Source organism: Pararhizobium qamdonense, assembly GCF_029277445.1.
Classification (GTDB): domain Bacteria; phylum Pseudomonadota; class Alphaproteobacteria; order Rhizobiales; family Rhizobiaceae; genus Pararhizobium; species Pararhizobium qamdonense.
In genome coordinates this window covers 3,423,336-3,442,290 of sequence record NZ_CP119566.1, presented here as the reverse complement: position 1 = coordinate 3,442,290, position 18,955 = coordinate 3,423,336, and the positions used below count along the sequence as shown (strand labels likewise).

The 18,955-nt window shown below is 60.4% G+C and carries 25 protein-coding genes; 19 read left to right on the top strand and 6 right to left on the bottom strand.

The annotated features are described in order from the left end of the window. The first annotated feature begins 205 nt into the window (after nucleotides 1–205). Nucleotides 206–493: a hypothetical protein gene (locus PYR65_RS16835; RefSeq protein WP_276118797.1), complete on the top strand. Its 288-nt coding sequence runs from the start codon at nucleotides 206–208 to the stop codon at nucleotides 491–493. Nucleotides 494–899: 406 nt separating this feature from the next. Further along, nucleotides 900–1,082, top strand: a complete 183-nt coding sequence (locus PYR65_RS16830; protein ID WP_276118796.1) for a hypothetical protein — start codon at nucleotides 900–902, stop codon at nucleotides 1,080–1,082. A gap of 299 nt (nucleotides 1,083–1,381) precedes the next feature. On the opposite strand, the gene PYR65_RS16825 is transcribed toward PYR65_RS16830, so the two are convergent. The 4 genes from PYR65_RS16825 to PYR65_RS16810 form a co-directional block, all read right to left on the bottom strand. Beyond that, nucleotides 1,382–1,996 (bottom strand): Uma2 family endonuclease, encoded by a 615-nt coding sequence (locus tag PYR65_RS16825; protein ID WP_276118795.1) that lies wholly within the window; start codon nucleotides 1,994–1,996, stop codon nucleotides 1,382–1,384. A gap of 147 nt (nucleotides 1,997–2,143) precedes the next feature. Continuing rightward, nucleotides 2,144–2,689: a DUF1254 domain-containing protein gene (locus PYR65_RS16820; RefSeq protein WP_276118794.1), complete on the bottom strand. Its 546-nt coding sequence runs from the start codon at nucleotides 2,687–2,689 to the stop codon at nucleotides 2,144–2,146. Beyond that, nucleotides 2,682–3,269 (bottom strand): DUF1214 domain-containing protein, encoded by a 588-nt coding sequence (locus tag PYR65_RS16815; protein ID WP_276118793.1) that lies wholly within the window; start codon nucleotides 3,267–3,269, stop codon nucleotides 2,682–2,684. Before PYR65_RS16815 ends, PYR65_RS16820 begins: the two co-directional genes overlap by 8 nt. A gap of 249 nt (nucleotides 3,270–3,518) precedes the next feature. Continuing rightward, nucleotides 3,519–5,768: a transglycosylase domain-containing protein gene (locus PYR65_RS16810; protein WP_407951244.1), complete on the bottom strand. Its 2,250-nt coding sequence runs from the start codon at nucleotides 5,766–5,768 to the stop codon at nucleotides 3,519–3,521. 251 nt (nucleotides 5,769–6,019) lie between these two features. Here PYR65_RS16810 and PYR65_RS16805 point away from each other — a divergent pair, with 251 nt between their 5' ends. Further along, the gene (locus PYR65_RS16805) at nucleotides 6,020–6,496 is read left to right on the top strand and encodes a YcgN family cysteine cluster protein (RefSeq protein ID WP_276118792.1); all 477 of its coding nucleotides are present in this window, start codon (nucleotides 6,020–6,022) and stop codon (nucleotides 6,494–6,496) included. A 40-nt stretch (nucleotides 6,497–6,536) separates the two neighbouring features. Next, nucleotides 6,537–7,676 carry a DUF4062 domain-containing protein gene (locus tag PYR65_RS16800; RefSeq protein WP_276118791.1) on the top strand — a complete coding sequence of 380 codons (1,140 nt, stop codon included), beginning with the start codon at nucleotides 6,537–6,539 and terminating at the stop codon, nucleotides 7,674–7,676. Here PYR65_RS16800 and PYR65_RS16795 read toward each other — a convergent pair. After that, complete coding sequence (locus tag PYR65_RS16795) at nucleotides 7,673–7,996, bottom strand: MmcQ/YjbR family DNA-binding protein (RefSeq protein ID WP_276118790.1); 324 nt, start codon at nucleotides 7,994–7,996, stop codon at nucleotides 7,673–7,675. The genes PYR65_RS16800 and PYR65_RS16795 overlap by 4 nt on opposite strands. 336 nt (nucleotides 7,997–8,332) lie before the next feature. Here PYR65_RS16795 and PYR65_RS16790 point away from each other — a divergent pair, with 336 nt between their 5' ends. Together PYR65_RS16790 and PYR65_RS16785 are read left to right on the top strand one after the other, a co-directional pair. Beyond that, entirely contained in the window at nucleotides 8,333–9,016 is a 684-nt protein-coding gene (locus PYR65_RS16790; protein ID WP_276118789.1) for a hypothetical protein, read from the top strand. 268 nt (nucleotides 9,017–9,284) lie between these two features. Then, on the top strand, nucleotides 9,285–10,511 hold the full coding sequence (locus tag PYR65_RS16785) for a DNA-packaging protein (RefSeq protein ID WP_060639954.1): 1,227 nt from the start codon (nucleotides 9,285–9,287) through the stop codon (nucleotides 10,509–10,511). Between the two features lie 628 nt (nucleotides 10,512–11,139). On the opposite strand, the gene PYR65_RS16780 is transcribed toward PYR65_RS16785, so the two are convergent. Then, the gene (locus PYR65_RS16780; protein WP_156383271.1) at nucleotides 11,140–11,289 is read right to left on the bottom strand and encodes a hypothetical protein; all 150 of its coding nucleotides are present in this window, start codon (nucleotides 11,287–11,289) and stop codon (nucleotides 11,140–11,142) included. 164 nt (nucleotides 11,290–11,453) lie between these two features. Here PYR65_RS16780 and PYR65_RS16775 point away from each other — a divergent pair, with 164 nt between their 5' ends. The 13 genes from PYR65_RS16775 to PYR65_RS16715 all read left to right on the top strand — a co-directional run bounded on the left by PYR65_RS16775 (nucleotide 11,454) and on the right by PYR65_RS16715 (nucleotide 18,954). Further along, on the top strand, nucleotides 11,454–12,074 hold the full coding sequence (locus tag PYR65_RS16775) for a hypothetical protein (protein ID WP_276118788.1): 621 nt from the start codon (nucleotides 11,454–11,456) through the stop codon (nucleotides 12,072–12,074). A gap of 63 nt (nucleotides 12,075–12,137) precedes the next feature. Then, nucleotides 12,138–13,283 (top strand): phage portal protein, encoded by a 1,146-nt coding sequence (locus PYR65_RS16770; RefSeq protein WP_276118787.1) that lies wholly within the window; start codon nucleotides 12,138–12,140, stop codon nucleotides 13,281–13,283. Nucleotides 13,284–13,339: 56 nt separating this feature from the next. Further along, nucleotides 13,340–13,600, top strand: a complete 261-nt coding sequence (locus tag PYR65_RS16765) for a CopG family ribbon-helix-helix protein (RefSeq protein ID WP_276118786.1) — start codon at nucleotides 13,340–13,342, stop codon at nucleotides 13,598–13,600. Next, the gene (locus PYR65_RS16760) at nucleotides 13,600–13,914 is read left to right on the top strand and encodes a type II toxin-antitoxin system RelE/ParE family toxin (RefSeq protein ID WP_276118785.1); all 315 of its coding nucleotides are present in this window, start codon (nucleotides 13,600–13,602) and stop codon (nucleotides 13,912–13,914) included. Before PYR65_RS16765 ends, PYR65_RS16760 begins: the two co-directional genes overlap by 1 nt. A 231-nt stretch (nucleotides 13,915–14,145) precedes the next feature. Then, nucleotides 14,146–14,451 (top strand): DUF6107 family protein, encoded by a 306-nt coding sequence (locus tag PYR65_RS16755; RefSeq protein ID WP_276118784.1) that lies wholly within the window; start codon nucleotides 14,146–14,148, stop codon nucleotides 14,449–14,451. A 175-nt stretch (nucleotides 14,452–14,626) separates the two neighbouring features. Further along, the gene (locus PYR65_RS16750; RefSeq protein ID WP_276118783.1) at nucleotides 14,627–15,199 is read left to right on the top strand and encodes an HK97 family phage prohead protease; all 573 of its coding nucleotides are present in this window, start codon (nucleotides 14,627–14,629) and stop codon (nucleotides 15,197–15,199) included. Nucleotides 15,200–15,202: 3 nt separating this feature from the next. Continuing rightward, a complete protein-coding gene (locus PYR65_RS16745; RefSeq protein WP_276118782.1) occupies nucleotides 15,203–16,453 on the top strand; it encodes a phage major capsid protein in 1,251 nt (416 codons plus the stop codon). Nucleotides 16,454–16,616: 163 nt separating this feature from the next. Beyond that, nucleotides 16,617–17,186, top strand: coding sequence for a head-tail connector protein (locus PYR65_RS16740; RefSeq protein WP_276118781.1), 570 nt, complete (start codon nucleotides 16,617–16,619; stop codon nucleotides 17,184–17,186). 2 nt (nucleotides 17,187–17,188) lie between these two features. Next, the gene (locus PYR65_RS16735; RefSeq protein WP_328518490.1) at nucleotides 17,189–17,518 is read left to right on the top strand and encodes a phage head closure protein; all 330 of its coding nucleotides are present in this window, start codon (nucleotides 17,189–17,191) and stop codon (nucleotides 17,516–17,518) included. Then, nucleotides 17,515–17,913, top strand: a complete 399-nt coding sequence (locus PYR65_RS16730; protein ID WP_276118779.1) for a DUF3168 domain-containing protein — start codon at nucleotides 17,515–17,517, stop codon at nucleotides 17,911–17,913. The genes PYR65_RS16735 and PYR65_RS16730 overlap by 4 nt, the downstream gene beginning before the upstream one ends. Nucleotides 17,914–17,987: 74 nt before the next feature. Then, nucleotides 17,988–18,395, top strand: coding sequence for a phage major tail protein, TP901-1 family (locus tag PYR65_RS16725; protein ID WP_276118778.1), 408 nt, complete (start codon nucleotides 17,988–17,990; stop codon nucleotides 18,393–18,395). After that, complete coding sequence (locus tag PYR65_RS16720) at nucleotides 18,395–18,748, top strand: gene transfer agent family protein (RefSeq protein ID WP_276118777.1); 354 nt, start codon at nucleotides 18,395–18,397, stop codon at nucleotides 18,746–18,748. The genes PYR65_RS16725 and PYR65_RS16720 overlap by 1 nt, the downstream gene beginning before the upstream one ends. After that, entirely contained in the window at nucleotides 18,745–18,954 is a 210-nt protein-coding gene (locus tag PYR65_RS16715; protein ID WP_276118776.1) for a rcc01693 family protein, read from the top strand. Before PYR65_RS16720 ends, PYR65_RS16715 begins: the two co-directional genes overlap by 4 nt. The last annotated feature ends 1 nt before the right edge of the window (nucleotide 18,955 follow it).

Here is an 18,955-nt window from a genome sequence, read left to right as displayed (position 1 = left end):
ACCTGCGGTAACGCGAAGATGAGCGGCATCGTTCCACTGTCTCGCAGCATTATGAATGGCGGCGGAACAGGATGGGTGATTAACAGATTTAAATGATCCTGATGACCGGTAAAAAACCAGAAGGCCAGCGGGATCGACGTCGGTTTTTTAAGGAACCAAATTGGCATTGGGGCGTTGAGGCAGCATTCAAACAGGAGCCCTGACCATGGTCGAAAACAAATTCTCAGCTGTGCCGAGCGATGCCAACGTCGCCGAGATCGAAGCAAGCACTGCAAAGGCCGATCTCGAAAACCAGCTCGCGGAACTGCGCGCCGAGATTTCCCGCCTGACCGACTCCGTATCCGCAATCGGCAGCAGTGCCAAGGCGGTTGCGGCCTCCGAGGTCGAGGTGCTGACGGAGCGGCTGCGCGACCGCATTCGCGACGAACCGGTTTCGACATTGGTGGCGATTGCCGGTGTTTCCTTCGTGATCGGCCTGCTCGCACGGCGTTAAGCCATCGGGGAAGTTCCCTTCGTTACATCCGGGCGCTCGCGCTCTTCTATAGTGGTTCCTGCAAAGCCGGGAACAAATGTCTGGCGCTCTGCGCCGGACATGTTGTGTTTGGGGATTTACTTCTCATATCTCGGCCATTTTTGGGTTTTACTATTAAAATGACTGATTTTACGTAAGTTCACGCTTTGACCGTTAAGGAGCTGTTAACTATCGTATGGCTCAATCGGGCTGACTTGCATGGCAGCATGCAGCGTGACTGGCAGGACATCCGGAATTCCCGGAAGAAGGAGCAACGAGAACGGCGCAGATGCCAAGGCCGGATGGCCAGGGACGCGCCAGCCCGCTGAGCGGGCAGGGTGAAATCAGTACGGTAGTTCATCCGTCTCAAGCATTTTTGGAGACGAGCATGGCAGAAGTGATCAGACTGGAGGACCGCCTCGTGCGGGCGCCGCCGAAACCGTCGATGGGGCCGATTGCCCCCAGCAAGGCGGTCATCCTGTTGTTTACCGGCATCCGCTACGAGCGGCTGGACGGTCATCCGGGTGACGTGCCTGCGAAACCAGCTCCGGGCAGGGCAAAGAAGCATTGATATTTGTTCAGCGCCCGATTGCGGCGCTCGGCGCTTGAGTGGCCTGTCTTGACCAGACGGCACTTGAAGATATCGCGCGTTGAAATTTATTTTTTTTGAATTGGAAGCTTCCGCTATTCGGCAGCAACTGCCACCAGACTTCGCTAGGATGACAGCCTAGTATTCATTCGCTTGTATCGAGTAACGAATGTTCGGTATTGAGGATGAGTTAAAGCGGAAGCAGAGAGAAGTTGGCGAGCATATTGAACGCCTGATGGCAGAGGCAACACGAAACCGCTACCGCCGCTCTGGTTCAGAGATCAACGCGGTTTTTGACCGTTGATCTCCTCAATCAAATGCAAGCGTGGACGAGTGCGAGGCGTGAGCGTGTCATAAATTTCGGATATCGCGAGAGAAGCGCCGATCTCCGGCATGTCGATCGCGCTTTCAAGGTCATCGTACTTCTCGGATCCCCACGCTCCTTCGCTGTCGCGTCTGTAGAGCTTGACGAGGACACTGCTCGGCTCGACGAACATGATGAGCCGGACCGCCGGATGTTCCCGGTATTCGTCGAGCTTGTCGGTGGTGTCCACTGAACTCGTGCCTGGGGACGAAACTTCCACCACAAGTGTGGGGCTTTCGGCAACCATCGCGTCCGGGTCGGGAGGACCGCAGTCCACGACGATGTCGGGGTACCGAATGGTGCTCGCCAGCGTCTGGACGGCTGTGTCGCTTGAAGTCGTTCGGCAGCCGCCAGGCTTCGATTGCGGCCCCAGTGAGGAAACGATGTTCGAAACGACGACGTTGTGGCTCTGCTTTGCACCAGCCATCATCTCGATGACATAACCATCAACTAGCTCGTATCGGCCCGCTTGGCTGAGAACCCACTCGAGGAAATCCTCCGCCGAGACACGATCGTGTTCCATAGCTTGCATGTCGCGCTCCCTTCTTTATCTCATTATAGCATATCGTTGCCGTCATGTCGTGACTACGCCTCTCGGCTCAGTTGGTGGCACCTTCTACCTAATTCCGGAAACCTCTTACTCGCGGCCAATTTTGCTGGCCGCTACCGCCTGTCAAAACTATCGCCGAAATGGTTCGCAGCTGGATTCGGCCAGGAAGTTTCGCACGGTTTCCTCATAGCTATCGGTGGGTGCCAGCGCGCGAAGGACGGCGTAGCCTTCCTCGTCCGGCATCGATACCAGGATCGACTGGGCAAGGCTTGCGGGGGGTGTCTTTCGCAGATCGATAAGCTGGATCGGCGTCGCCATGACCAGATCGAGATTGCCGTTGACGGCCGTATGGTCGTTCATGGAGAAAATCTCGTTGGAATTGGCATCGTAGATGGCGACCGACCAGAAGGGCACGGAGCCTTTCGCGATAAAGCGGGCCGGCCCGCCATCGACCGAAAATCCGCAGACGGCAACCCGCAGGAACGGATCGTCATTGGCAAGCCCCGTCGCTCCCGGCTCGGTTGAGAGCGGAAAGAAGCTGTCCATCTCGTAGAGGCCAAGCACCCGGCTATAGGCATCCCTGCCGGTAAAATTCGGCAGAGCGAGAATGATGACGATATGCAGCAGGGCTGCCCCGACAAGGCCTACCAGGATGGCAAAAAGCGCACTACGCATCGGTGCACCCCGTCCTGACGATCTTCGGCATGGTCAGATCGATCAACCCGGACGAGCCGGCCGTCGGGGTATCGAGCAGCGTCAAAACCAGCTTGAAGGCGCCGACGCGGCGGATGGCCAGCCAGTTGCCGGGCTGGGCCACCGGCGAGACATGGATGACGAAGGAACTGTCGGGCTTGCGCAGCACCGTCCAGGCATTGGTTGCCGCCGGCAGTTCCGCCCCGGTCTTCATCGGCTGATCATTGGCATGGGTCGCGTAAAGCGTCCAGAAGCGGGCAGGCGGCGTGATGCCGTCAATATCATAGGTGCAATCGGAAGACAGTTTTTGCCCGTTGCTGTCGATGGCTGCGGTGAATTGCAGGCCTTCGGCGCCGCCATAAAGCAGCTTGCCGGCGCGCGCCCGGTGCGCCTTGGCGTAAGGGTCGGTATTTTCCGTCTGCGCCTCGGGAAAGGCAACCCAGGGCCCAAGCGCAATTGCCCCGAAGCCGACCGTGGCTTTCAAGGCGGAGACGCTCGACGCAATACCGGCGCCAAAGGCGACCGCAAGGGCAAGGGCGACGAGGAGGGGGATGCGGAACAAGGGCTTTACCGGGACTGCTGGGGGAATGAAGGGACGGGATGCGAAGGGTTCTGGGTTGAGTACCCCCCTCTGTCACTCCGTGACATCTCCCCCGCAAGGGGGGAGATTGCCATGCGCTTTGTTGCCCGCCTTACGGATGATGGGATGCGGAAGGTTCGGCTGATCTCCCCCCTTGAGGGGGAGATGTCCCGGAGGGACAGAGGGGGGCGACTGGGCAGGAGAGTGGCCATCGCCGTGGCAACGGAAGCATCACCGCCGTGCATCGCGGCCTCCCTTGACGATGTCGCCGGTGGGTTGCGGGTCGATTTCGGCGAGTTTGCCGGGGGCTTCCGGTGGAATTTTGAGGGCGGGGGCGGTGTCGAAGGTTTCGCCGATCGATTTCAACAGGCGGGTGACGTCCGAAGAGAGCGAACGCGGGCGCACCAGGGGCGGCAGCGTATTGTCGTCGGCGGTTTTTGCGGCGGCCGTTTCGGGTTGCTTCTTCTTTGTGTCGGGGCCCGGCAGCGGATTGTCGATGCCGGGGATGGCGCGGTGGTCGATGCCCTGTTCGGCATAGTCCATCAGGCGCTTGAACGTCATGGCGGGCAGCGAGCCGCCGGTCATGTTGTTGGTCGAGGTATAGTCGTCATTACCGAACCAGACGGCGGTGGTGTAATCGCCGGTGAAGCCGACGAACCAGGCATCGCGATAGGCCTGCGTCGTGCCGGTCTTGCCGCCGGCGACAATGCCGTTGTCGAGCGCTGCCTTGCGCGCCGTGCCGATGATCGGGATCTGGGTCAGCATGTAGTTCATCGAGGCATTGGCCTGTTCGCTGACGACGCGCTGGGCAGGCGGTTCGTCGCGATTGAAATCATAGAGAATATCGCCGTCATAATTGAGGATCTGGCTGATCCCGTGGCGGCGCGATTGCAGGCCGCCGGCCGGGAAGACGGCATAGGCGGTGGCCTGGTCCATGACCGTGACCTCGGATGTGCCCAGGGGCATGGTCTTGTCGGTGCGGATCGGGGTTTCGACGCCCATCTTTTTGGCTGTTTCGGCGATGAGTTCCGTGCCGAGCGTATCCTTGGCCAGGCGCACCGGCACGGTGTTGATCGACTTGGCAATCGCCGTCAAAAGGGTGACGCGGCCGGAATAGCTGCCCTTGGAATAGTTCTGCGGCGACCAGCCGCGCCAGGTGATCGGCGCATCGCTGATGGTCGATTGCGGCTTCAGGCCCTTCTCCATGGCCGCCGTATAGGTATAGACCTTGAAAGAGGAGCCCGGCTGGCGCAGCGCCTTGGTGGCGCGGTTGAACTGGCTTTCGCCATAATCGCGGCCGCCGACCATGGCGCGCACCGGACCGCCATTTTCGATCATCACCATGGCGCCCTGCTTGACCTTGTAGGTCTCGCCATATTGCCGCAGGCTCGATTCCACCGATTCTTCCGCTGCCTGCTGCAGGCCCATGTCGATGGTGGTGCGCACAATCAGCGAATGCTGGGCAAAGGGGGTGGCGATGCGCCGGGTTTCATCGAAGGCCCAGTCGAGGAAGAAATCGGGGGCGCTGACTTCGGCACGGTCGATGACCGTGGCCGGGTTGAGGCGCGCGGCGATCACCTGTCCCTCGGTCATCAGGCCGCTTTGAACGAGGTTGGTCAGGACCTCGTTGGCGCGGGCGCGCGCGGCGGGAAGATTGACATGCGGCGCATAGCGGGCCGGCGCCTTGAACAGGCCGGCGAGCATGGCGCTTTCCGCCAGGTTGATATCGGTGATGTTCTTGCCGAAATAGAATTGCGACGCCGCCGCCGCCCCGAAGGTGCCGCCGCCCATATAAGCGCGGTCGAGGTAAAGCCGCAGGATTTCTTTTTTCGACAGGTTGCATTCCAGCCAGACGGCAAGAAATGCTTCCTTGATCTTGCGCTCGATGGTGCGCTCGTTCGACAGGAACAGGTTTTTCGCCAGCTGCTGGGTGAGCGTCGAGCCGCCCTGGACGACGCCGCCGGCGCGCGCATTGATGGTCATGGCGCGGGTAAGGCCTAGGAAATCGATGCCGTAATGATCGAAGAAGCGGCGGTCTTCCGTTGCCAGTACCGCCTTGACCAGCGTATCCGGCAGCTCGTCGATCGGCACGGAATCCTCGTGAATGATGCCGCGATGGCCGATCTCGTTGCCGTAACGATCCAGGAACGTGACCGCGAAATCGCTCTGCGCCCGCCAGTTTCCCTTGGTGTCTTCAAAGGCGGGAAGGGCAAGCGCCAGCATCAGCACGGCACCGGCCGTGCCCCAGGTCATGCCTTCGCCGAGCACCTCGAAAACCGCCCCTTTCCACCCGCGTACGCGAAAGCGGCGGAAGAAGATGGTGATATCCTCCCACCAGACGCCGAGCCGGAAACCGGCATTCCAGACGGTGGAATCGATCCACGAATCGATGCGCAACAGGATATGGCGCTTTCTCGGACTGATGTCCGCAGGCGCGCCGTTTTCCGGGTTCGGGCTGTCGTTCTGGCTTGGATCCTGCAACGCGATCGCATCCTGGTGGCTTCAAGTTCTACAGCGCCATGCATCCTACGGCGCAGTGAGGTTCGCTGCAGCGTTTTATACCGGCTGCATGATTTTATCCTTAAGCCGGTTTCGGTTTCAGGATTTATGCAGGGCCGATATTTGCATGGGCCGGGTTTCTATTCTACGCCGATATCGATAATGAGCCTTAAAAAACCGGCAATGTTTTGTAAAATTGTCGCTGAAATCCAACAGATGGAAGAATAAAGCGCATGGGCGAACAGCCCTTCTGGAAGACAAAAACGCTGGCCGAGATGTCGGGCGCCGAGTGGGAAAGCCTCTGCGACGGTTGCGGGCTCTGTTGTCTCAACAAGCTGGAAGACTGGGACACGGGCGAAATCGCCTGGACCAATGTCGGCTGCACGCTGCTCGACGGCGAGAGCTGCCGCTGCCGGGACTATCCCAACCGGCAGGCGACGGTGCCGGACTGTATCCAGCTGACGCCGGACGAGGTGGCGACGCTCAGCTGGCTGCCGCCGACCTGCGGCTACCGGCTGGTGCGCGACGGGATCGACCTCTACTGGTGGCATCCGCTGGTCTCGGGCGATCCGGAGACCGTGCACCAGGCGGGGATTTCGGTGCGTGGACGCACGGTATCGGAAGACGATGTGGATGTGGAAGAGCTGGAGGATTATCTGGTGACCTGGCCGCTGACGGTGGGGATTGATTCATCGTTCAACTCAAAGTAGATAGTTGCGATCTTCCTTATGGCTCGAGTTGGATGATTGCATGCCTAGAACAGAAACCGTGCTCCGAATTTTTGTTGCTTCGCCCGGCGATGTTGCTGATGAAAGGCAAAAGCTTGAGGAGGTAGTTCTAGAGGTCAACCAAATTGTTGGGTCGATTTATTCTATTCGTCTGGAGCTTGTAAGGTGGGAAACAAGCACTTCACCAGCAATGGGAATAGAGCCGCAAGATGTAATCAATCGTCAGATCGATGATGACTATGATATTTTTGTGGGAATTATGTGGTCTAGATTTGGGACGGCTACCAATGGCTACGATTCAGGCACAGAAGAGGAGTTTTATAGAGCTAAGGAGCGCCATGATATTGATTCCTCTGTCGATATAATGTTCTACTTTAAAGACGAGCCGATTGCACCATCAAGAGTTGATCCAGATCAACTTAAAAAAATCAATAATTTTAAGGAAAAAACTGGAGGACTTGGGCTTTATTATTGGATTTTTAAAGATATTGACGATTTTGAGCGTACGTTTAGACGTCATATATCAGACAGAATCACCAAATTTGCGAAGTCTTCAGTACAAAAATCTCCAAACAATATTCATAAATTTGCTGAAAAAATAAAGAACGTTGAAGAAGATGTTGGTCTACTGGATTTATTGGCGAATTTAGAGGCAGAGTCGCCAAAATTTTTAACGCTGATGGAGAGGCTTTCAGAGAAGACTGATTGGATCAATGAGCGAGTGAACGCTCATACAGCATCTGTAGGTAAGTTGAACTCGGAAACTTTTGGAGCTGCACCTAGAGAGTTTTTAACAAAAATAATAAATAGTTCCGCTGATGATATGGAAGAATACGCAAGTTATATTGATTCTATCAAAAGTTTATTTAGTGAGTACACTAACAAATTCTTTAAGATGGTTGTTGAAGTTGGTTCTATTTACAAAGAAAGCTTCGATCGAGAATCAGATGAAATTAGGGAGTTCTTTACCAACGTTAAAAATATTGACGATAACGTTAACGCCGCAAAGATAGCGATGGAGGAATTTCGCACCGCCATTTCGAGTCTGCCGCGTATGACAAGCAAGATTACGAAAGCAAAACGACACCTACTAGCCTCAATGAACGATATAATCTCTGAAATGAATCAGATTAACTCTTTGCTTCACGACACCTTAAATTAGGATTGACTACAACTTTTCGGTGCGACATTGCGCCAGGCGGTATCCATCACATGGCAGACGATATCGTCATCGGCGTCCATGAAATAGACCGAGGTCCAGCCTTTTGCGCCCCAGCCGCCGGGGACGGCGGCACAGAGGCCAGGTTCGGTTTCCAGGAAGAGTTTCTGCTGGTCCGGCGTGAACTTGACGACGGCGCGGCCGGCTTCCGGAAGCGACATGAAGATGCGATTGCCGACGCGAAAATCGCGCTTGCCGAAATGGGCGCTCTCAACGGCGCCGGGCAGGCCCAAAGCCCGCTTTTCCAGGTCCTCGGTTCTCATTTCGAAAGTGTAACACGCATCCTGGATAGCGCAAATTCGGGAAAATAATCCTAGTAGGAAAATAATCCTTGACGGCGTGACGGTCGTTTGTTAGGGTTATGGCACAGTCGGAAAACTGGGTGAAGCGGGATGCTTCGGTGAGGTTTTCCGGGGGATTCTGGGCGTGTGGCCCCCTCATCCGCCCTTCGGGCACCTTCTCCCCGTGGGGGAGAAGAGGGAGGCAGGCTGTTGGTTTTGCTGCTTCAGCGGTGAGATTTGTTTTGTGGGGTCACCCCACCCCGGAGCGTTGCTCCGACCCTCCCCCTCAAGGGGAGGGTTCGTTTCAAGGACATGGTTATGGCGTTTGAGCTGGATTTCGATCCGGGGCTGTTTGGCCTGTGGCCGAAGGCGCCGGTTTATTGTGGGGGCGTTGAGGAGGATGCGGAGCTTGAGGATATTGCCCGGCGGGTGATCCTGGAGACCAAGGCGCAGGCCGTGTCGCCGCTCGATGCGCTGCAGGACATGCTGAACGCCATGACGCAGGAGCTGCGCGAGCAGATGCTGCAGTTTCAAAGGCTGCGGCAGATCTCCGAGGAGAGGGCGCAGGCTCCCGGCGAGGAGATCGACCGCAAGCTGATCCAGGCGGACGCCAAGGTGAGCATCGAGGCGATGTCGGTGATCGTGCGGACGCTGGAAAAGATCGACAGCCTGCAAAGGACGATTGCGCATGACCGGCAGACACTGGCAGAGACCACCTTCGACGAGGCCAGCTATAACGCGTTCGTTGCGGAAGTCGATCAGCGCGTTGAACGGCGGGCACGGGAGCTCTTCGCCAAATATATTGCCAGCGGCGGGCCCGGCGGCCCTGCTGCTTGTGGCGCAGGAGCCACGAGCGACGGTACAGCCCCGCGCGGATCGCCAAGCGGCGAAGGCTGTTCTGCGCCAGATGGAAAAGAGAACGCTCAAGCGCGATCTCTGTCTGGACCGCGTGAATGCGCTGCGAGCGAAGAACGCGAAGGCGACCAGCATCTTGATGGATGAAACGGGCAGTGCTGCGGATGCCGGGAAACAGGAGGCGCTGGAGGCCAGGGATTTTGCTCCACCAGCCCTAGCTGTGCAGGGATCTGTGGACGATGCGAACGCACCCGTTGGCGGAGCGGCGATACCAGATGGGGCTGGGCCGGCTGGAGCTGGGCCGGATGGGGCTGGAGAGACGTCCAGTGCGGATTTCCGGTCCGGCAGCGGCGGCGACGGTTTGGACGGGGAGCTTTCCGCTGCGGCCGGGGCGACCCGCAGCGCGCGGTTTTTCATGCTTGCGGCCTATATCCGCGACTGGAACACGACTGGCCGGGACGAACAAAGGCCACCAAATGGCGATTGGCGGGTCTGGCTTTTGATGGGCGGGCGCGGTTCCGGCAAGACGCGGGCGGGCTCGGAATGGGTGCAGGGCCTGGCGGCCGGCAAGGCGGCGCGGCCGGGATTGCGGATCGCGCTGGTGGCCGAGACGCTCGGGGATGCGCGCGAGGTGATGATCGACGGCGTGTCCGGCATCTGCCGGATTGCCCGCAGCAACCGGCCGGATTTCGAGGCTTCGCGGCGGCGGCTGGTCTGGCCGAACGGCACGGTGGCGCAGATCTTTTCCTCCGAAGACCCCGAAAGCTTGCGCGGGCCGCAATTCGACTATGCCTGGTGCGACGAGCTGGGCAAATGGAAACACGGGCAGGAAACCTTCGACATGCTGCAATTTGCGCTGCGGCTCGGACATCATCCGCGCGCGCTGGTGACGACGACGCCACGGCCGGTGCCGGTTCTCAAGGCGCTGATCGCCGATCCCGGCACAAGGACATGCCGGATCAGAACCAGCGACAATGCCGGCAACCTGGCGCCGGGATTTCTCGCCGCCATGGCCGGACGCTACGGCGGCACGCGGCTGGGGCGCCAGGAACTTGACGGCGAGATGATCGAGGACCGCGAGGACGCGCTCTGGTCGCGTGCCGCCATCGAGGCTTTGAAACTGCGCGATACCGGACCGCTTAACCGCATCGTCGTGGCGGTCGATCCGCCGGCCGGCATGGGGCAGGGCTCCTGTTGCGGCATCATCGTGGCGGGGCTGGACCGGAGCGGGCGCGGCGTCGTGCTTTCCGATTGCTCGGTCGAGGGCGCAAGTCCGGCGGGATGGGCGGGTGCTGTTGTTCGCGCCTATAGGCGGTTCGATGCAGACCGGATTGTCGCCGAGGTCAACCAGGGCGGCGACATGGTGTCGGCGGTGCTGCGCGGCATTGATGCGCAACTGCCGGTGACGCAGGTCAGGGCATCGCGGGGCAAATGGCTGCGGGCAGAACCGGTGGCCGCGCTCTACGAACAAGGCCGGGTGGTGCATGCCGGGTCGTTTCCGGCACTCGAGGACCAGATGTGTGATTTCGGGCCGGACGGATTGTCGTCGGGCCGTTCGCCGGACCGGCTGGATGCGCTGGTCTGGGCGCTGACGGCGCTGATGCTGGACGGTGGCGGCGAGCCGCGGGTGCGGGGGATATGAGGGAGATGCTGCGAGGTTTTTTTGGGGGGGGCATGTGGGCTTTTGGGCGGGGCCACGAGTGTTGGATGGAACCAAGAATTCTGGGCTGTCACCCCACCCCGGAGCTTTGCTCCGACCCTCCCCCTCAAGGGGAGGGTGTTGACCGAGCCGTGAGGTAACTATGGATCTCCCTCTTCTCCCCGGCGGGGAGAAGTGCCGAGCGGAAGCGAGGCGATGAGGGGGCTTTCCGCAGGCTCTGAGCGCGCCGCCCCCTCATCCGGCCCTTCGGGCCACCTTCTCCCCGCTGGGGAGAAGAGAGAGCGCCGATGGCGCTCTGCGATGGTTGCTGTGCCGGGCGACGTGGTCTCTTCCCTGTGCGATGGGGTCCGGCAGGGGCTGTCGAAATGGATTATTTGCCTGCGGTGGACGGGGACGGCTTTGGGGCGGTGGTTTCGCGGATCTGGCGCCATTAGTTTTCGAGGCGGTCGAACTGGGCCTGGGAGATTGGCTGGGCCGGCATGGGGGATCCTTTCACTGATGTGTGCACCTAGTATGTATGCAACGGGCGAAAACGCAGATGGGGCCGGAAGGTTCCACCCAGGGTTTGGGATGGCGGATAAAAAGTCCCGGATGTGATCAAAGGACCTGATCAGAGTTTATCGTCGTCGCCCGATGCGGATTTCGGCGCGGGGGACGCGTTGGCGCGCATCTGCTGCCAGGCATTTTCGAACCGGTCGAGGATGTGCTGCGGCACGGTCGAGCGGGTGGTGTCGGCCTGTATCTTGCTCTGAGCGTTCATAGGATCCTCCTCGATCACGGCACTATCATCGTGCTGGATTTCAGATTCCATATCTTAAAGACAAAGTAAATCACGGCATTAAACAGTTTAAACGATTTAAATTGGTTAAATCGATTTAGAAGCACGACATTTTTGCAGGTCTTGTGACCGGAAACGGAGAATGAATGCCGATTGCGCGAAAAAGCTTCTTCGATGCGGTGCGCGTTTCGCTGTTTGGTGGCGTGTTGGAACAGGACCAGGTAACGGGACTGACGGCGATCCTGGATCGCGGCACGATCGGTGATGCGATCGACGACCGGTGGCTCGCCTATATGCTGGCGACGGCGCATCACGAGACCGGACGAACAATGCAGCCGGTGCGCGAAACTTTTGCCGCAAGCGATGCAAAGGCCGTTGCCCTTCTCGACGACGCTTTCAGGCGGGGACGGCTTGGGTCGGTTTCCACGCCCTATTGGCGCCGCGATGCCGACGGCAAGAGCTGGCTGGGGCGCGGGCTGGTGCAGCTGACGCATAAGGTCAATTACGAAAAGATGTCGGTTATGACCGGGATCGATCTCGTCTCGCGGCCAGAGCGGGCGATGGAAATGGATGTGGCCGTCGCTATCCTGTTCATCGGCATGCAGACCGGCGCCTTTACCGGACGAAAGCTCGGGCAGTATTTTTCAGCCGGCAAAGAGGACTGGACCGGCGCCCGGCGGATCATCAATGGCCGCGACCGGGCAGAGCTGGTGGCGGGATACGGCAGGCAATATCTGGCTGCGATCCTAAAGGCGCGTGCGCAGTAAAAAAACAGGCGGTACCGGTTCCCGATTCAGGCCGCGCCGATGCGGCAATCAAGGATATCTCCCATGAAAAATCCATTCCGCCTGCCGTTGCGCCGCCCGGCAGAGAGCGCGCGTGAAACCAAGGCGGCGACAGGCTTCGTGGCCATCGCGCAGGAGGGGCGGGCGCACTGGACGGGGCGAACCTACGGCGCGCTTGCCCGCGAAGGGTTCATGCGCAATCCGGTGGCGCACCGGGCGGTCAGGCTGATTTCGGAAGCGGCGGCGAACGTGCCGCTGCTGGTCTACGAGGGCGTGCAGGAGCGCAGCGCGCATCCGGCGATGGCGTTGCTGGCGCGGCCGAACGGGCGCATGGGCGGACATGATTTTCTCGAAACGCTCTATGGCCATCTGCTTTTGTCCGGCAATGCCTATGTCGATGCCGCCGAGATCGGTGGCACGCTGCGCGAACTGCATCTGCTGCGGCCGGACCGGGTGCGCATTCTCGAAGGGCGCGACGGCTGGCCGGAGGGCTACGAATACCGGGTGGGCGGCCTGGTCAGGCGGATTCCGGCCGGTGAGGAGGGGTTGCTGCATCTCAGGCTGTTTCATCCGCTCGACGATCACCTGGGCTTTCCGCCATTGGCGGCAGCCCAGATGGCGCTCGATCTCTCCAACGCGGCAGCGACCTGGAACAAGGCACTGCTCGACAATTCTGCCAGACCTTCCGGCGCTCTGGTCTACCAGCCGAAAGAGGGCGGCAATCTTTCGGCCGACCAGTATGACCGGCTGAAGAGCGAGCTGGAGGAAGGCTATTCCGGCCCGATCCGCGCCGGCCGGCCGCTGCTGCTGGAAGGCGGGCTCGACTGGAAGGCAATGGGGCTTTCGCCGAAGGACATGGATTTCGTCGAGGCGAAAAACGGGGCGGCACGCGACATCGCGCTCGCCTTCGGCGTGCCGCCGATGCTGCTCGGCATTCCCGGCGACAATACCTATGCCAATTACCAGGAGGCCAACCGGGCACTCTACCGGCTGACCATCCTGCCGATGGTTTTCCGCACCGCTGCGGCTTTGTCCGGCTGGCTGTCCGGGCGGATGGGCGAGACGCTGAAACTGGTGCCCGATCTCGACCAGGTGACCGGGCTGACCGGGGAACGCAGCGAGGTCTGGGCGCGGATGAAGGACGCGGACTTTCTCACCGACGAGGAGAAGCGCCAGGCGGTGGGCTATTGAGAGACACTTGCATTGCTGGTATTTTGTTATACGCCGTATAACAAATGGAGCCGATCATGGCCAAGCCCGTTCTCTCCGATCCGATCGCGCTGCGTCTGCCGGTCGATGTGCTGAAGGATATCGAGATCATCGCAGCCGCCTCCGAGCGATCCCGCAGCTGGGTGATGGTCCGGGCGATGCGGTATTATCTTCTCAACGAGGGTGCAGATATTCTCGAGATTGCACAAGGCCTCAAGGACGTGGAGGAGGGCAGGGTCCACGATCTCGACGCGGTTTTGAGCGAACTCGACCGGCTGGCTGAGGATGATGCGGCCTGATGAAGGTCCGGTTTTCTGCACGGGCTCTGGCCTATCTGAAGGCGGAGCAAGCCTATCTCGGCCGTTTCGACAAACGGGCTGCGAGAGCCACAGTACGCCAGATCCGCAAAGCTGCAGACATTCTGGGCGAGCATCCGCAGGCCGGGCAGGCAGTTGCTATCGTTCCAGGCGTCCGGCGCTATGTGTCGGCGCCGTATATTCTTGACTATATCGAAACCGGCGGCGCCATCGTTATCCTGGCCATCCGGCACGGACGGCAAAACCCGCGTGTTCCGGAAGAAAATGACGAGCTTCCCGACCAGTTCGAAACTTGAAAATATAATCCCATCATAGGCTTGAGACCTGGTTCCTGTCGCGAATAGGGGCGCGGCTGATTCAACGTGCGAAGTTGCGGATTCAAACTCTCAATACGAGGCCGCAATCGATTCAAAAGATTCAGGGAATCTCGGCGCTAACGCAGCGTCAGGCCGCGCATCACCTTGCGTCAGCTGGCTGCGGCGGGGTGAGGATTTGTGATTCCGATCATAGCATCAAGGACTTAACAAATGGCTGATTTTGGCAATGACCCCGGCCTTTGGGCTGCCAAGGGGATCGGTGCTGCAGCCGGGGCTGCGGTGTCGTTGATCTACATGCTGCCCAAGAGCAAGCGCGAGGCGGCCTCTCGCTTCTTCACCGGCCTGTCCTGCGGCCTGATTTTCGGCGGGCCGGCGGGGCTGTGGATTGTTGCCGAGCTCGATATTGCCGGCAGTCTTTCGGGCGCGGAGGTGATGCTGACGGGTTCGGCGGCGTCGAGCCTCGTGGCCTGGTGGGTGCTGGGGGTTGCGGTGCGGTTGGCGGAGAGGTGGAAGTAGTTGGTAGTTGGTAGTGGGTAGTGGGTAGGCGAATAGCGAATAGCGAATAGGGGAAGAGCTTGGCTGCCTTCTGTTGGCGTCTTGCCGCTCGCGACCGACTACCAACTACCAACTACCAACTATTCGCTACTCCCTATTCGCTATTCGCCCCCCTTTTCAAACTTGGAGAAAGACCATGACGACCGACAGGATGCCTGTCTGGCGAACGCAGAAGTTTGCCAATCTGACTTTGTCCGGGGTGACCGGGGAGGGGCGGTTTTCGGGGTATGCGAGCATTTTCGGCGAGGTCGATCTCGGCAAGGATGCAATTGCGCCCGGCGCTTTCCAGCAATCGCTGGCGCGGCGCGGCGCGTCCGGCGTGCGGATGCTGTTTCAGCATGATCCGGCTGAGCCGCTGGGGGCCTGGAAGACCATTCGCGAGGATGCGCGCGGGCTCTATGTCGAGGGGTTTTTGTCGCCGGGGGTCGCGCGCGCCCAGGAAGTGCACATGCTGATGAAGGCGGGTGCGCTCGATGGTCTGTCGATCGGCTTCCAGACCGTCAAGGCAAGGACCGACGGCAAGACCGGCGTGCGCCGCATTCTGGAGGCCGATCTCTGGGAAATCTCGATCGTTACCTTTCCGATGCTGCCATCGGCGCGGGTTTCGAACGTCAAGAATGCGCGGTTCTTCCGCGATACCGAAACGGAGCTCGTGCGCACGATGCGGCGGGCGGCCCGGATGATGAAGCTCTCTGACAAAAGGATATGAGGGATGACTGAGATGATCAGCGTGGCACCCGAAATCAAGACTGCGCCGGACACCATGACGGCGGCATTCGAGGATTTCATGGGCGCTTTCGAGGCATTCAAAGAAACCAACGACCGGCGGCTGGGGGAGCTGGAAAGCAAGCTGACGGCCGATGTCGTGACCCGCGACAAGATGGACCGCATCGCGCGCACGATGGACGAGCAGAAGCGCGTCATCGACCAGCTGGCGCTGAAGAAGGCGCGCCCGGCGCTGGGACGCAGCGGCGAAGCAAGCCTGGAGACGATGGAGCACAAGGCGGCATTCGAAAGCTATATCCGCCGCGGCGACGAGCAGGCGCTGCGCGAACTGGAGGCCAAGGCGTTTTCGATCGGTTCGGCGAGCGACGGCGGCTATCTGGTGCCCAACGAGACCGACACGGAAATCGGCCGCAGGCTGTCTGTGGTGTCGCCGATCCGCGCGATGGCAACGGTCCGGCAGGTGTCCGGGGCGGTCCTGAAGAAGCCGTTTGCGCTGTCGGGCATGGCGACGGGCTGGGTCTCGGAAACCGCCGCGCGGCCGCAGACCACAACGCCGCAGCTGGCCGAGCTCTCCTTTCCGACCATGGAACTCTATGCCATGCCGGCGGCGACGGCCGCCCTGCTCGACGACGCGGCCGTCGATATCGAGAACTGGATCGCCTCCGAGGTGGATATCGCTTTTGGCGAGCAGGAAGGTACGGCCTTCGTTTCCGGCGACGGCACCAACAAGCCGAAGGGCTTCTTAAGCTATACCAATGTCGATGAAGCGAGCTGGAGCTGGGGCAATATCGGCTATATCGCCACCGGTGCCGCCGGTGCGTTCCAGACGAGCGGGCCATCCGACACGCTGATCGACGCGATTTATGCGCTGAAGGCCGGCCACCGGCAGAACGCCGCCTTCTTGATGAACCGCAGGACGCAGGCCGAGATCCGCAAGTTCAAGGATGCCGACGGCAACTATCTGTGGCGCCCGCCGGTGGCGGCAGGGGAGCAGGCCTCGCTGATGGGCTTTCCGATTGCCGAGGCTGAGGACATGCCGGATATCGGCGCAAACAGCACCGCAATCGCCTTCGGCAATTTTGCCGCCGGCTATCTCGTCGTCGACCGCACCGGCGTGCGGGTGCTGCGCGATCCCTATTCTGCCAAGCCCTATGTGCTGTTCTACACCACCAAGCGGGTGGGCGGGGGCGTTCAAAATTTCGAGGCTATCAAGCTGATTAAATTCGCTGCATCTTGAATGTAGCGCCAAGCCGCCCTTTTTTGAAAGGACGGCACCCATTCGCGCCGCGGTCTTCCCTGCCGCAGTCGCGCGAGGGTGGACGCAGCTCCCCTCCCGCTGCGTCCACCCAATCCAATTGCCTTGTGCTTATCGCGCTCACCGCATATCATCGGAGAATTCCATGACCATCACCGAAACGGCGCCGCCGCTTGGCGAGCCGCTGACGCTTGCCGAGACGAAGGCGCATCTGCGCGTCGAAACAAATGCCGAGGATGCGCTGATAACAGCGCTGATCCGCACCGTGCGCGAGCATCTGGAGCGCCAGACCGGACTTTCACTTTTGACGCGAAGCTTCCGGCTCTATCTCGACGACTGGCCGCCGGCGCGGGTGATTCAGATTGGCAGGGGGCCGGTGCAAACAATTGAAGCCGTTACGGTTTATGATGCCGGCGGGACGCCTGCTGATATCGATAGCGCCGGTTTCGTGCTGGACGGACAGGCGCGTCCGGCGCGGCTGATCCTGCCGCAGCATCCGCAGCCGGGACAGGCGATCAACGGCATCGAGATCGATTTTACGGCTGGTTTCGGAACAACGGGTGCGGATGTGCCGGATACGCTGAAACGGGCGATGCTGTTGCATGCGGCACTGCTCTACGAATTTCGCGGCGCGGTCTCGCCCGGTGACCAGCCGGCGGCGGTGCCTGCCGGTTACGACCGGCTGATCGCACCCTTTTGCCGGCGGGGGCTTTGAGCATGGCTGCGGTCGATCCCGGACAGCTTTCGCACCGGCTGGACCTGGAGATGCGCGACGACGCCAGCGACGGCCAGGGCGGCATTGTTGCAGGTTTTGCGCTGGTGACCTCGCTCTGGGCGCGGATCGAGCCTGTTTCGGTCACACACGAAGAGCAGGCGGATGCGGCGGTCTTTACCGTCACGCATCGGATTTCTATCCGGTTTCGCGCGGATCTGCAGGCTGGTATGCGGTTTTGCAAGGGGGCACGGGTTTTCACGATCCAGGCCTTTCATGATCCCGACGAAACGCGCCGCTACCTGGTCTGCCGTTGCACGGAGGAGGGGCGATGAGTGCTGCAAGCGCTCTACAGAAGGCGATTTTCCTCAAGCTTTCCGGTGATGCGGCTCTGACGTCCTTGATCGGGCCGGGCGGTGTTCACGATCACCTGCAGGCACGATCGCACCGGCCATGTATCTCCATTGCCGGGATCGAAAGCCTGGATGCATCGACGGCAAGCGAGGCGGGCGAAGAGCATCTGATCACGCTGAACGTGCTGACCGGCGAAGGTGGAGGCCGCACGGCGGAACAGATTGCCGCGCGGGTCCGGGCTTTGTTGGACGATGCGCCGCTCGTTTTGAACGGGGTTGCGCTGGTCAGCATCCTGCATCGGCGCACGAAGATCAGCCGCGATGCCAAGGCCAAAGGGCATGTGGCGGAAATGGTGTTCCGGGCTGTTACGGAGTGAGGTTTCGCGAAAGCGGAAGATGATTTTGCCGGCGTCCTTCCGGGCGCCTTTTTGTTGTGCGGAAGGATGAAGGCATGGTGGCGCAGAAGGGGAAGGATCTTCTTTTGAAGATCGACAATGGCGACTCTTATCTGACGGTGGCGGGGTTGCGCTCGAAACGGCTGGCGTTCAACGCCGCGACGGTGGACGCGACAGACGCGGAATCGGCGGGGCGATGGCGAGAGCTGCTTGGCGGCGCGGGCGTGCAGCGGGCATCGGTCTCGGGTGCCGGGATCTTCAAGGATCAGAATTCGGATGCGCTGGTGCGGGCGGCGTTCTTTAACGGCGCCATCTTGAACTGGCAGATCGTCATTCCCGATTTCGGCACGCTGACGGGTCCGTTTCAGGTGACGGCGCTCGAATATTCCGGCCAGTATAATGGCGAAATCCTGTTCGAGACGGCACTGGAATCGGCCGGTGCTCTGACTTTTGCGGCGCTGTGATGAGCGCGCTGGGCATCAGCGGCCGGGCGAACCGGCACCGGGGCGAGGTGGAGGCGGTCATCGGCGGCGAGCGGCGCATTCTTTGTCTGACGCTCGGCAGCCTGGCCGAACTGGAGACGGCGTTTGCGGCCGACAATCTGATGGAGCTGGCGGCGCGCTTTTCGGCCGGGCGGCTGAAGGCTGATGATATGATCCGGATCTTGAGCGCCGGCCTTCGCGGCGGCGGCAACCTGGTATCGGACGAGGATGTCGCCGTCATGAGCATCGATGGTGGACTTGCCGGGCTGGCGCGGCTGACCGGCGAGCTGTTGGCGGTGACTTTCGGCGGCGCGGAGGATGCCGCAAACCCTTGAACGCCGCAGCGGGCAACGGACTGCCGTCGCCGTTTCCCTGGGAAGCGGTGATGCATGCCGGGCTTTGCCTGCTGCGGCTTCCGGCGGCCGTCTTCTGGTCGATGACACCGCGTGAGATGCAGGCGGCGTTGGGCGGTTTGAAGCCTGCTGCGCCGGTTCCTGGCCGCTCGGGACTGGAGATGCTGATGGCGGCGTTTCCGGACTGAG